This is a genomic window from Aquimarina sp. Aq78 (genome assembly GCF_900299525.1).
Classification (GTDB): domain Bacteria; phylum Bacteroidota; class Bacteroidia; order Flavobacteriales; family Flavobacteriaceae; genus Aquimarina.
This window is the reverse complement of sequence record NZ_OMKA01000020.1, coordinates 138,902-151,581: the sequence shown is the minus strand read 5'-3', so window position 1 is coordinate 151,581 and position 12,680 is coordinate 138,902. Positions and strand designations below refer to the sequence as shown.

Annotated in this window: 12 protein-coding genes; 6 read left to right on the top strand and 6 right to left on the bottom strand. The window is 30.6% G+C overall.

The window, feature by feature from the left end:
- The first annotated feature begins 240 nt into the window (after positions 1 to 240).
- Positions 241 to 1,041, top strand: a complete 801-nt coding sequence (locus DG435_RS12310; protein ID WP_159025445.1) for a caspase family protein — start codon at positions 241 to 243, stop codon at positions 1,039 to 1,041.
- Position 1,042: 1 nt separating this feature from the next.
- Entirely contained in the window at positions 1,043 to 2,407 is a 1,365-nt protein-coding gene (locus DG435_RS12305; protein WP_106791165.1) for a DUF4831 family protein, read from the top strand.
- Here DG435_RS12305 and DG435_RS12300 read toward each other — a convergent pair whose 3' ends face one another.
- Positions 2,408 to 2,971, bottom strand: a complete 564-nt coding sequence (locus tag DG435_RS12300; RefSeq protein ID WP_106791164.1) for a metallophosphoesterase family protein — start codon at positions 2,969 to 2,971, stop codon at positions 2,408 to 2,410.
- 201 nt (positions 2,972 to 3,172) lie between these two features.
- Between DG435_RS12300 and DG435_RS12295 the strand changes: the two genes are divergently transcribed.
- Complete coding sequence (locus DG435_RS12295; RefSeq protein ID WP_106791163.1) at positions 3,173 to 3,736, top strand: recombinase family protein; 564 nt, start codon at positions 3,173 to 3,175, stop codon at positions 3,734 to 3,736.
- Between the two features lie 33 nt (positions 3,737 to 3,769).
- Here DG435_RS12295 and DG435_RS12290 read toward each other — a convergent pair whose 3' ends face one another.
- Positions 3,770 to 4,360 carry an ImmA/IrrE family metallo-endopeptidase gene (locus DG435_RS12290; protein WP_106791162.1) on the bottom strand — a complete coding sequence of 197 codons (591 nt, stop codon included), beginning with the start codon at positions 4,358 to 4,360 and terminating at the stop codon, positions 3,770 to 3,772.
- Complete coding sequence (locus DG435_RS12285) at positions 4,335 to 4,673, bottom strand: helix-turn-helix domain-containing protein (RefSeq protein WP_106791161.1); 339 nt, start codon at positions 4,671 to 4,673, stop codon at positions 4,335 to 4,337. Before DG435_RS12285 ends, DG435_RS12290 begins: the two co-directional genes overlap by 26 nt.
- Before the next feature lie 644 nt (positions 4,674 to 5,317).
- Between DG435_RS12285 and DG435_RS12280 the strand changes: the two genes are divergently transcribed.
- On the top strand, positions 5,318 to 6,241 hold the full coding sequence (locus DG435_RS12280) for a hypothetical protein (RefSeq protein WP_106791160.1): 924 nt from the start codon (positions 5,318 to 5,320) through the stop codon (positions 6,239 to 6,241).
- Between the two features lie 233 nt (positions 6,242 to 6,474).
- Here the strand turns inward: DG435_RS12280 and DG435_RS12275 are convergent, their stop codons facing one another.
- Entirely contained in the window at positions 6,475 to 7,011 is a 537-nt protein-coding gene (locus DG435_RS12275; RefSeq protein WP_106791159.1) for a DUF4760 domain-containing protein, read from the bottom strand.
- 298 nt (positions 7,012 to 7,309) lie between these two features.
- Here DG435_RS12275 and DG435_RS12270 point away from each other — a divergent pair, with 298 nt between their 5' ends.
- Both DG435_RS12270 and DG435_RS12265 read left to right on the top strand, forming a co-directional pair.
- Positions 7,310 to 7,657, top strand: coding sequence for a hypothetical protein (locus DG435_RS12270; RefSeq protein ID WP_106791158.1), 348 nt, complete (start codon positions 7,310 to 7,312; stop codon positions 7,655 to 7,657).
- On the top strand, positions 7,654 to 9,801 hold the full coding sequence (locus DG435_RS12265) for a tetratricopeptide repeat protein (RefSeq protein ID WP_106791157.1): 2,148 nt from the start codon (positions 7,654 to 7,656) through the stop codon (positions 9,799 to 9,801). The genes DG435_RS12270 and DG435_RS12265 overlap by 4 nt, the downstream gene beginning before the upstream one ends.
- A 164-nt stretch (positions 9,802 to 9,965) precedes the next feature.
- Here DG435_RS12265 and DG435_RS12260 read toward each other — a convergent pair whose 3' ends face one another.
- Both DG435_RS12260 and DG435_RS12255 read right to left on the bottom strand, forming a co-directional pair.
- Positions 9,966 to 10,220 carry a hypothetical protein gene (locus DG435_RS12260; RefSeq protein ID WP_106791156.1) on the bottom strand — a complete coding sequence of 85 codons (255 nt, stop codon included), beginning with the start codon at positions 10,218 to 10,220 and terminating at the stop codon, positions 9,966 to 9,968.
- Positions 10,221 to 10,352: 132 nt separating this feature from the next.
- On the bottom strand, positions 10,353 to 12,566 hold the full coding sequence (locus DG435_RS12255) for a hypothetical protein (protein ID WP_159025444.1): 2,214 nt from the start codon (positions 12,564 to 12,566) through the stop codon (positions 10,353 to 10,355).
- Positions 12,567 to 12,680 lie beyond the last annotated feature (114 nt).

Here is a 12,680-nt window from a genome sequence, read left to right as displayed (position 1 = left end):
AATTCCTTTGTAAAGCCTATAGATCTACTTGTAGATAAGGTATTCAATTGTAAATGATGTTATTTGATTTTCATTCTAAAGAAAAAAATATCAGACTTTAGATTAAGGTATTATTTAATAGTGTCATAATTATCAAGTAAATACCCATTAATAGGTATAGTTTTACTTTCCTTTTAAGAATTATTTTAACTATTTGAAATTATGCTTATTATTCTAAAAATAAAAACTAAAAATAGGTTTGTGCTAAATTTTTTGCTTTTACTACTAATTGTCCTCTTTAGCAGTTGTAATAGTTGTGAAAAAGAACAGAAGAACGAGCACAAATTAGAAAAAGGTAAGGAAAAGGGTAAGGCATTGTTAATAGGAATGCGAAAGACTAATATTTCGAAGTATAGTAATACAGCAACCTTTCGGAGCAGGTCTAATATTAAAAGAATCAAAAAAATATTGGAGAAAGAAGATTTTTCTAAAATCGAAATTTTGGAGAGCCCAAAGGATACTGAGTTTTTAAATTCTCTTAAAATGATGATTAATGAACTTAATAATGATGAGCTTTTGGTAATCTATTATTTCGGTCACGGAGGGCAAATAGAAGATGATATTGGCGGTTATGATAATGAGTATGATGGCTTGGATGAAACATTTGTTACAAAAAATCGAGAAGTTAGGGATGACGAAATTTATAAAATCCTTAATGAGGCTTCAAGTAATGGAAAAATTCTTTTCATAATAGATGCATGCAACTCTGAAAGCTTAATAAAGTTTACTCAAGTTATTCAACATGATATAGCGATTGAGTTGGATTCTAGCCTAGATGTACTTTATCTGGGAGCAACAAATGATGGAAAGGAAATACCTCCAAATACCTTTTCCAAATTATTGGAAAAGGTTTGGGATAATGGGAAATTTGATGGCAATTATTTAGATTTTCATAATGAACTCATAAATGAATCACGAAATATAAGAGGAATGAACCCTATTCTTGATGATGAATGGGCAAGTGAAGGTTTTATAAAACGACAACCATTCAAAATTTATTAATATGAAACATAAATGTCTTATAATTATAAATTTTATATTTTTATTTGGATGTTCTAGCATCCAAACAGTGAGCTTAAGTGATAGTAAAAACTCTAACGATGGCTTTTATTACACCTTACCGAGGCAAAACCTTATAGTAAGTTTTGATATTAAAAAGACTACTTTATCCAAAGGGAAGTATTCAGATTTTGCTGAATCTTGTTTGGGACTCAAGCCTGATAAAGAATTTTATAATGGTAAGGACCCAAAAATTATTTACAAAGTAAATAGTGTAGCTATTAGTCCAAAGACATATTTAGACAATAAACATATCTATCAATTAAAAGTTAATCAAGCATTTGTAAATAAAACAAACTTTAGCTTAGAATATGCTAAGAATGGTGAATTGACTTCAGCAGCTCAATCGATTGAAAGTCAGGTAATTCCGTTTGTGGTAACAGTCGCAAACACGATTTCAAGTTTGTCATTATCTTCTTTAACCTTATCAAGCAAAGATTATAATATTCAGAAAGGATGCACAAATGAATTTGCAAAAAATGATATAGAGCTTTTGTCAAGCTTGCAGGCTACAACTCAAGAAATTCTTGAAGCAGAGACACAAATGACCAATGAGCAACTGGATAAACGTCTTGAGAAAATTGAGGGAATGAAATCGAGTATTCTCAGTAAGTTTATAGGGATTAAAAAAATAGAAACAAAGAGACTTACATTTGAAATAACACCTGAAGAATTCGTTGGGAAAGAATTTATTACATTATTCAAAATTCATAAGCAATTAGGGTTGAAGAGGGAGTACCCTAAGAACTCTAATGGAAAAGTTTTAGAAGACTATATTATATTTCAATCCAAATCAAAGTCAGACGAAAATTTTAAAGATGTAAAAATAAAGGTGGCTGTTGAAGATGGTGTAACTAAAGCGATTGAAAATCATATTTTTGAATCGAAAAAAGAAAAAAAGGAAACTAATCAATCGAATGAGAATTCAGTTAAAACTGTACCAAAAGGTGCTTTTTATTATAGAATACCTTCTAATACTAATATATTGGTTAAGAAAGAAAACGAAATAATAAAGAATATTAACTTGCCATTGCCGCAATTAGGGACAGTGGTTTTGGCTCCTGACAATTTAAGAAAGTTTAGTTTTAAACTCTATCCTGGCTTAGGTTCAATTCAGATAATAAGTGCTAAAACAGATTCTCTTTCTTTAAAAGATATAGATTCATTAAGGAATACTGTTTTCAAAAATAAAGAAGATAAGACTATTGAATCACTTGAAAAAGAATTAAAGATTAAAGAATTGAGAGATAAAATAGAAAAAGTTGGTACCAACAACGAAGAAGAAACTGAAAGCGGAAATGAAGGATGATTAGTTCTTTCTGTTTTTAAGAGGGGGTTTCCAAGTTTTAGATAGCATTATAGATTTTACATCACTATATGATAAAGGGTAGAAATTATGACAATCTACACCTATATCAAAGGATAATGAATTCGGATTATCAGGTAATGTTCCGTGGGAATGACCGTATAAGTGATATGTACCCCAATGTGAAGCGTTCCATACTCGCATTCCGTAGTGAAAAAGCACTAGTAATTGATTTCCTTTCTCGAAATCGGCATCATTAACTATTAATTCGTAATAGTCCTTTATCCATTCAAATCTATCTTTACAACTTTCTGCAGATTTTTCGTGGTTGCCTTTTATCAGATAAATTTTTCCATTTAGTCTACTTAAAATTTTTTCTAATTTTTTAGGGTTGATTAAGCCAACATCTCCCAAATGATAGACATGATCATTTTTGCGAATCTTTTCATTCCATTTATCAATTAGAACTTCATTCATTTCTTCTATACTCTGAAACGGTCTATTAGAGAATTTTATAATATTACTATGACCAAAATGATGATCTGATGTAAAAAATATTTTTCCCATTTACTTTAGTTATATAAGAATTCATTTACAAGGTAGTAAATACTGCTCATAAATTATAATATATGTAATTCCTACAAAAGCTAAGTCTTATAAAATGGTCGTTTTATGAGACTTTTGTGACACCCTGTTAGAAATAATTTAACTGGTAACATTTTCGGTCTTTTTTATTAGTTTTGTAAAATAACCTTTTATGAGACAATTATGATTGTTGGATATGCAAGAGTATCAACACCTGATCAAAAAATAGAATCACAAATAGATTTACTTAAGGAAGCTGGGTGTGAAAAAATTTATACAGATATTGCCAGTGGAGTTAGAGAAGATCGTTCTGGATTAAATGAGATGATAGAATACCTCAGAAAAGGAGATATAGTTTATACTTATAAAAATGATAGAATCTTTAGATCATTGAAAAACATGATTAATCTTATAGATACTTTTAATGAAAAAGGTATTCATTTTAAAAGTCTTAGTGAGCCAGAATTTGATACAACATCTGCTAATGGAAAGTTTTTACTACAGATCTTTGCTGCTGTAGCGGAATTCGAACGTAATCTTATTAGTGAACGAACTAAAATTGGTCTAAATAACGCAAGAAAAAGGAAAAAACTTCTAGGAAGACCTAAAGGGCCTAAAAAGGAAACAATAGAAAAATATCAATATGCGAAGCACCTTTATGATAATCAAGATATTCCGATTGAGCAAGCCTGTAAAAAAGCAGGGTTGAGTAAGGCTACTTTTTATAGAGTTGAAAAGGATATTTGATGTTTTATCCAGGAAGACAATATAAAAAATAGTTTAGCGTAAATAACTAAGTTGTTTTTTTACTCCAGTAATATTGATTCTATATCTTACCATCTCTTTACTGGCATTAAAATGTATTGAGATTTGTTCTAAAGACATGTTCTTCTTTAAAGCCCAAATTAACGCTGGCCTAGGAAGCTGCAAGCAGGCTCCAAGCCATTCTGCTTCATTTTCTTGATTTTCATCATGATTTCTTAAAAAGCCAGATAATCCATTGATTTTCTTATCATCAGGAATTTTATGTTCGCAAATGATATGAGCTAACTCATGCATTAAATTACTTTGTTGTCTAGATGAAGAATGTCTAGGATTATGAATAATAATATATTCTTTATTATTTATTGGAATAGTGGCGGCTGACCAATGTTTGCTACCAGAATTTAATAGTTTATCAAGATGTTGTTCTGACATACCGTTAATTTCTTTTGGTTCAAATATGGGAATATTAAGATATTTAGATAGGTCAAAAGCGCATAGAGGAGAAGAAGCTACTAACCCTAATTCTTTTCTTAATTCAATAGCTTTATCGTCGGACCATTTTTTAAAGCCTCTTCTATATTTAGTTCCTTTTTTGGGCAGCGTCATATGCGAGATTAATCATTTGAATTAATGCTTCAGAAGTTTCAGGCGATAAAGTTTTATCAGCTCTAAGGTGAGCAATAACTTCTACCTTTGTATTTTCTTCATCAGAATTTGTTATTGTAAAAAAATCTGAAGGAACTTCGAGCCATGTACATAATTTAAGATATGTGTCTATATCAGGTAAATTTCCTTGCTCTACTCTGGATAAGGTTGAAGCACTTATACCAATTTCAGAGGCTAGTGCTCGTAAACCTATTCCTCCTCTTTTAGATTTGATCATTTCCGAAAATTTCTTTGTATCTAAGGATGTGCTCATTTGGTGAGGTGTTAATAGATTGTTGATAACGTTTCGTCAAATGTACAAATGTTTCTTTGGTAATACAAAGGATTTATCGTTTCTTTGTTAAAACAAATGTATCATATGTAGGATTTTAAGTTTTTAACTTTGCAAAATGATACTAAGTTAAGTTTAGAGACAAAATCTAATAGGGTAATTTTTAAATTGTTTATCGAAAAAAATGTATGCCAAAACTTAAAGTTAACTGACATTTAACTTATTTGGCATAAATTTAAGTGAAAATATGGCATAGAAACAACAAAAAATGCCAATATGTCATAATAAGACATAATGGCTTAATTTTTGTAATAAAATAAAATTGTGAATTGTTAAAATAAAACTATTAATTTCATCTATTGTTATAGGCTGACATCCTCTTTCAATAGTTTTTAAAAGTTTTATTTAGGTGTTTTTTATTAAGGATATTTGGTAGATATCCGGATGCAAATATATATTAAAATTGCTAATAACAATGTTAATAACGTTAAATTTTGAAAATTATTGTCGTAGAGAAAATTGAATATGTAGGAATTTAGAAGCTATAAAGCTTTTAAAATTGAGTGCTAAGTAATGAATTTAAGCACTTTAAGAAATAAGATAATAATTTTAAAAATTTAAAAAAAATGACAAACATTAGTTCATTTTATAGGTTGGGTATTCAACAGCCCGAATTACAATTTGTTGACATAAAATTGGATCAGGATAATTTATTATTTTTCGATCCGAGATTGATAGAGTATCTACAAACTCCTTTAACGAAAAAAATGCAAAAGCATTTAGAAGTATTTTGGGGCGAAGTTATTAAGAGCGTAAAGCTCAAATCATATGAAAAATCTAATTATTTATTATCTGGTTTAGGGGAACCAAATGAAACCAGATTGGGTTATTCGTTAGATAGACCATATGGTAACTCGGTTGGAAATAAATTGATAAAGAAAATATTCGATACAATTTATAATAATTTGGCAGTTAGGACCGGTGTATTAAGTCATTTTGCAGATATAGAACTTTTCTTTGAAGACATTAGTTCAGATAGGATTTCAGATATGACTACAAAAATAGTTAAGTCTGTTCTGATTGATTACACACAGGAACAATGTCGACTTCATAATATACCTATGGAAAAATGTATACAAAAGGACATATTTGATTATGAAAATGTAAAATGGATAACAAAGAAAGTTGAACTTCCAATTTATAATGGAAAACCAATTTTGTTTACTCCTAAGGCTATAGTTAGGTTGGAAGGTGCAGCAGGTAAAAACGTTAGTTGTTTTTATAGATTTGCAATTAGACAATTTGTTAGTCATGATAGAAATATGCTGAAAGATGTAAGTTCAACAGGCAAAGATGGGAAGATTCTAATTAGAGATGTGCAAGCTAAGTATCCGGTTTCTAAAGAATCACTTGCTAATTGGTCAGTTCACCATTACGGGAAGTTATTGGTGGATTATAAAACCGACCATTTGCAAGGTAGGTTGAGACCTCTTTCTGATATGGAAATAATGGAAATTGTTTATGACTCAAATCATTCTCAGACAGGTTAATTATTCTTAATTATATATAGTTTTTAAAGCAGGCTCCGGTCTGCTTTTTTATTTGATTTACTTCCTTACGATTTTAGTCCTATAAAATGCTATTTTGTAAGACTATTTTAAAGAACCAAAAATGGAACGATACTCAAAAAGAAACTACGTTACTAAAATTAGCATAATAAAGCGTACATTTTAAAGTATTGTTTCTAACTTAATTTATTTACACTAAGTATTACTTAGAACGTTTATAGTTCTGGTTTTCCTGGAACCGTTTTGTAACTTATTTCTTCGTCTATTCTTTTCTGCCATTTACGTGCTTGGTTTTCAAAATTTATGAATGTTCTTTTTTCATTATTAGCTCTTTTTTTTTCTTCTATGAATTCAACACCCCATCGATAATATCCTGTATACATAAGGCCTAAAAAATCGTAACATATATCTTCATCAACAACTTTATTTTTAATACTTATTGATAGGACTTCGAAAAGATTAAAAATTCTTGTAACTGTATGTTGTAGCAATTTCTTATCCGTTTCATCCTGAAGTTTTATTATTGATTTCGAATAATCTTCAGATACATTATTTACTTCTACTTTTAGGTCAATTGTCAGAATTTTGGAAAGCTCTAAATAGTCTCCAGATACTAAGTCGTTAATAAACTCATGAGTAGTTTTTCTTCTATTCCACTCTTGATTTTTTCTTATAGTGATAATTATTAGATAAGCAGAAATTGAAAGTATTATGATGTGAGTAATCTTATAAGATATTTCAAAAGTTTCCATAAATTATATAGGTTTTAAGTCTATAAATCAATCAAATAACCCCATACTCGAAGAATGTTTCGAATATGGGGTTATTATTTTAGTTATATGTAACTAAGTTAACAATTTTTGAAGGATTAATTACACAACAATCTGATATTTTCAGATATGTGCTAAAATGTTTGATTAAAAATAAGTTTTCTAAAACTATTCGAATAGGTTTTTATTTTAACGAAATTTTTAGTAATTTTAAAATACCCTAATGTCGAAACTATATGTTTTGGATTAGGGTTTTTTTTATTAAAAATAACTCTATCAAATGGACTCTATCTTTAAAACCATTAGTGCTGTTGCAGGAATTGGCGGAGTATCTTTAGGTGTTCTCTTAATAATATTCAAAGAAGTCATTAGAAAAAAAATATTTCCCAAACTTGATCGGTCTCAATCTTATAGAATTATTAGAGCAATTATTTTTTATACTTTTATTACTGCTATTATTGGATTAGTATCTTATGTCGTTATAGAACTAAATAGAACAAATAGACCAGAACCGATTGTAATTCAAACAAATGGGGATAATTCTCCGGCATTAGAGTCTTCAGGAAGTGTTGAAATTAACTACGGAGACAATGAAGAAGTTCATAACAACAGTAATCCTGGCAAATGACTTTTGGCAAAAAAATAAGTTTCTTATTACAATACTTGAATATTCTTTATCTATTGATATTATGTAATATAAATAATGCCTATTCTCAAAAGATAATATCAACAACAGGGGAAAACAGCCCTTCAATTATTGCAAAAAAAATATCTATTAACTATGGTGTAAGGACCAAAACTGTGGAAGAACTATTAAAGATCTATGAAAAACAAGGAGTTTCACAAAAAAAAAGAGAGGATAAAGTCAATAGTCTTTTAGAAAAATATAAAAATATTATTAGTAGGAAAAAAATTATAAAAGAGTCTGAAATTGACCAGTTAGGAATAAAAAAAAAATCTGAAATTCTGAACATACTTAACTGGGATATTTTTTTATCCACAACAGGTCAAAATAGTCCAGCCATATATTCTCCTGAATCAAATGTAGAAATTTGGTATGGTATCTCTCCAAAAGCATTTTTAGCAATATATCAAACACTGGAAAATCAAAAACTAGAATCTTACTCTTCAAGAACACAGATGAATATTTTTCGAAAGCAAGCTATAAATTTTGAACAGCAACTGACAGAATTAATCGAAAAATATAAAGTACTAAAACATAAATTATCTTTAAGAAGTAGTTTCGAAGAAATGGCTAGAAAAGTTAAAATTCTTTTGGATGAAGGAGAAATTTTGGAAGCTGAAAGAATATTAGAAAATGACGCACTTAATAGGAATAAAAGTTCTGCGTTAAGAAATTTTGAAGTAGGTAAGATTAAAGAAATTAACTTGAAATACAAGGAAGCAACAAAGTATTATCTAATTGCTAGTACGCTTGAAGAACAAAACTGGGAATATTCAATGGCTTATATTGATAAATTATTCGACAATGGATTGTATTCTAAATGTGCTAAACAAATAAAAAAATCTGAAAAATTTCTATCGAAAAAAGATAGCTTATATGAAAAAAAGAGTAGAATTTTTAACAGATATCTTGGAATGACCGGTCTTTTTCTAGAAAAGTATGATGAAGCTATAATCTACTTTAACAAATATTTGAATTTAAAGAATATTGATGATATAGATTCTTTAAATCTTGCAGCAAGCTATCATAATCTTGGGCAGGTATATTACATGAAAAGGTCTTTTAATCAAGCTATAGTTTATCATAATAAGTCTTTAGAAATAGTAGAAAATATAAATCCTAATAAAAAGGGAAAATACGAAAATATTTTAGAAGGAGGGATTTATATAGGTCTCGGTAATGCATACTCTGAAATAGATTCAATAAATAAAGCAATGAAACATTATGATAAATCTCTAAAGATTCATTTGAAAAATGTTACCACTGAACATCCTAGGTTAGGTGAGGTTTATAGTAACATAGGAGATTTTTATTTAAGAATACGCTTACTTGAAAAAGCGGAAGAATACCTTAATAAGTCTTTAGAGATTTATCATAATGTTTACGGTAATCAATATGTTAAACTACACAATGTTTATTATAACCTTGGTGTTTTGTATTCTTTGAAAGGAAATCAATTAAAAGCTTTAGATTTTTTAAATAAATCTTTAAAGATTCGTCTAAACGAGTTAGGGGAGAAGCACCCAAAAATACCCATTACATATTCAACAATTAGTGGTATATATATTAAAAAAAATGATCCGGTTAAAGCACTTGAATATCACAATAAATCTATAGAGATATACCTAAAAATTGCAGGAGCTCAAAGTTATTATGATATAATTGTTAAAAACAATGTACAATGGTTTATTTATTCTCGCACAAAATCATACCGATTAGCATTAAAACCCCTAAAAAAAAATCTAAATATTTACTTAGAGGTTTTTGGAAACCAACATGTTTTGTTGGAGGAACTTTACTATGTGATTGGTGTTACCTATTTTCAAAAAAACCGTTTAGAGAATGCAATAGATTTTTTTGAAAAATCTTTAAAGGTTTACTCAAAAAATAATAAGCATTATAATAAAGTTGTTTCTCAAATTTATACTTTTTTAGGAAATATCTACATAAAGAAAAAAATGCTTGATAAAGCAATAGATTCCTTTGAAAAATCTTTAAAAATTGATTTAAGAATACACGGGAATCAACATTCTGATATTAAGGTTAAAACAGAATATTTAAATATATTAAAAACAAAAAAGCTTTAAAGTAATTTGTTTGAGGTTACTTTACAGATTATAAAAATGGCCTTCGATTAAGTTTCGTAAACCCTACGTTTTAGAGAACTAAAAGGATTTAATCTTCGAGTTGTTCATTTTTCATAATGGAATACCCTATTCCAAACCTCTTTACCTCGTGAATTATGATGTTTTCATATTTGAAAGGAAATCCCATCAGTACCAACCGCCCCATCTAAAAAGCCAATCCATCCTGATAATATTAGACTTTCAGGTAATAATTGCCATGGCAACCAGGCTTTTATTGTTCCATTTTCAACCCATTTGGGATGCATATGTAAGACATTGGTCCTTGCCCCGTTCTCCATTACCACGTTTGTCATAGATCCCACAAACCCGTTTTCAAGTAAGGTTCGGTCATTCCAAGCTAGGTTTTGAGTATCCCGCATGTTATCTTCATTGGTTAACTGTCCGGTTTAGAACCTTACCCTTGAGGCAATTTCTATTAAAATTATCATAACAATAATATTTTTAATATCTATTTGTTTATCAATACTTGATACAGATTTTCTTTGGCAACTTTAATCAATTCCTGATCCAGTCCTGATCCAGCCTGGATTGACAACTTTTTCTAACATCACTTTAACATCTCTAGCAAATTTTGGAGCTAAAATATCGGCAGCTCCAATTTGTAATTTACCTACAGGCGTGTTTATTGTTGTCGTTCCACAACCCCTCCCGTCTAGCCCAGGTTGTGCTGTTGGATTGTTGCATTGTTCTTCTACCATTCTGTTCCAAATGCTGACAAAATCGTTATGCTCCATTTTGTTTTGGCAGTACTTGACATTTTCAACAGTATTTGGAACATACGGTTGCCATGGACCATTTGGCCCAGGCGTGCCTCCGCTTCCTCCACTAGTATTCATAACTACACCCGATACATTTTCTGCTGGGTTCTCACAATCTTGTTGGCGCATCATTTTTTGTATATTATCTAAGGAATATGCATTTTTTATTTGAGTACGCCTTTTGCAATAACTTTCCCAATCAGCTTGGGGTTCCTCCCCAGGGATTGGATCATTAGTAGAATTTTCGCTGTTACTTTCGGTTCCTGTATCAGTAATCGCATTAATCAAAGCGACCCCACCAGCAACAGTTAGAGTTGCCACAGCAACAGCAGGAGCCGCCGCCGCGGTAACAATAAGCGCAAGCCCCATAACAGCGCGTGCTCCCCAGATACCAGCAGTCACTCCCCAATCACTAACCAACTCTGGTCCTAAAATATTCGAAGTGCTCTTTAAGACTTCAGTGCAAAAATTGTCAATTACATCTGCAGGCTTACTCATAGAATTTCCAAATGGTTGAATAGAAGGCATGCTAAAACCGCCAAAAACACCATTCTCTCCGCAACCCGAATAAATGGTATTTCTGTTAGCACTTGCTCCGATACCAATTTGTGGTTCGCCGGTTGAAGCACCCCTTGTTCTTCCCATTTGGCAAAAAATGTTTCGTCCATTTATCATTTCTTCATAATTTTTAAACGCTTCTGCTGTCTCCAACACAAATACAGAAGTCCTTCTATTTAAGCCATCATAAACTTCCATATGATCTATTACACCATCTAAATTATAATCTAAACGGATAACCAATTTTTTGTGGTCAGTAAGCGTAAGTAAACCAATATTTTGACCAAATTTGTTTTCAATGAATTTCGATATACTATTTCCATCATTATGTAGATAACCATAATCTTTGGCTCCTGAACTTACTTGTGATATGTTTAAATTATTGGCGTAGTCGTATTCTACTTTATCCAAACCTACTAAAGTGCCATTACCATTTTTACTTGGGTCAAACATAAACATGGCCGTATTTAAGTATTCTCTTCTAGTACCATTACTATCATGCATATAGACTCTATACCTTGGAGTTTCAGATAATGACTCGTATGTGAGCACATTAAACCATTCGTTTGGTGGTATGTTATCTCTATTTAAGTTCAATATCTGCCACGTATTCGTACCTGGTCTTCCAGCAATATTAAAATTTTGATAAGAAACTGCCGTGTTGCTCTGGTTTGCTGACCGAGGAGATTTGGACCTTTGAGTGGTGAAAACTAATTTTTCCGGCTTGTTGTTTGTATAAGTATTGTCAATCATCTTAACTCTACCCCCATGAATAGCAACACCAGCTGTTGTAAATATGTCTTCATTGATGTATATGTTAAATACACAATTCATGGGCATTCTTTCTAGGTTCTTATTAAATATGTACCAATACCCATTTCCATAATAAATACCCACAGAATTCTTATTACTAATTAATCTAGATCCATTTCCTTGAACCATTCTAACAACTTGCTGTGATACAATAAATTTTGCATTGGGATTATTATCCAGTCGTGGATGCCGCAATCGGGTATCGTACGAACCCGTATATATTTGGATGTTACCTCTATTTCTATTTTGATGGATATACACGTTTGGATGATCTCTTGGCAAGGCAAGTACGTTGAAATTTGCACCTCTTGGCATTCTAGTTCGGTCAAGATTGATTATTTGCCATTTATCATTCCTATAGCGCACACCAATTGGATGATTATCTGTTGATTTACTGCTTGTAACATTTTGGGTTACGAACAATGCCCTTTCGGGTTGGTTATTGGTTAACGGATTGTCAATGGAGGTTGTGTGACGCAACGGTCGGGTAAGTTTGGTATTCGAATATGTAGTTCTGTGTAAGAATGCACTACCATAGCTCTCTTGAGAAAATAGCATATCGGGAACTAAGACCATGATTAATAAAATAAAAAAAAGTGGTTTACCCGAAAATTGTGGCTTATTCATTACTATTGTTTTTAATGGTTAATAAATGCGTATAGAGCCTTTCTACCTATGATGCATTGGGCT

Excerpts from the sequence above, each read along its gene's own strand:
- DG435_RS12305 (WP_106791165.1), top strand. The coding sequence starts at position 1,043 with ATGAAACATAAATGTCTTATAATTATAAATTTTATATTTTTATTTGGA.
- DG435_RS12300 (WP_106791164.1), bottom strand. The coding sequence starts at position 2,971 with ATGGGAAAAATATTTTTTACATCAGATCATCATTTTGGTCATAGTAAT.
- DG435_RS12295 (WP_106791163.1), top strand. The coding sequence starts at position 3,173 with ATGATTGTTGGATATGCAAGAGTATCAACACCTGATCAAAAAATAGAA.
- DG435_RS12290 (WP_106791162.1), bottom strand. The coding sequence starts at position 4,360 with ATGACGCTGCCCAAAAAAGGAACTAAATATAGAAGAGGCTTTAAAAAA.
- DG435_RS12285 (WP_106791161.1), bottom strand. The coding sequence starts at position 4,673 with ATGAGCACATCCTTAGATACAAAGAAATTTTCGGAAATGATCAAATCT.
- DG435_RS12280 (WP_106791160.1), top strand. The coding sequence starts at position 5,318 with ATGACAAACATTAGTTCATTTTATAGGTTGGGTATTCAACAGCCCGAA.
- DG435_RS12275 (WP_106791159.1), bottom strand. The coding sequence starts at position 7,011 with ATGGAAACTTTTGAAATATCTTATAAGATTACTCACATCATAATACTT.
- DG435_RS12270 (WP_106791158.1), top strand. The coding sequence starts at position 7,310 with ATGGACTCTATCTTTAAAACCATTAGTGCTGTTGCAGGAATTGGCGGA.
- DG435_RS12265 (WP_106791157.1), top strand. The coding sequence starts at position 7,654 with ATGACTTTTGGCAAAAAAATAAGTTTCTTATTACAATACTTGAATATT.
- DG435_RS12260 (WP_106791156.1), bottom strand. The coding sequence starts at position 10,220 with ATGCGGGATACTCAAAACCTAGCTTGGAATGACCGAACCTTACTTGAA.
- DG435_RS12255 (WP_159025444.1), bottom strand. The coding sequence starts at position 12,566 with ATGGTCTTAGTTCCCGATATGCTATTTTCTCAAGAGAGCTATGGTAGT.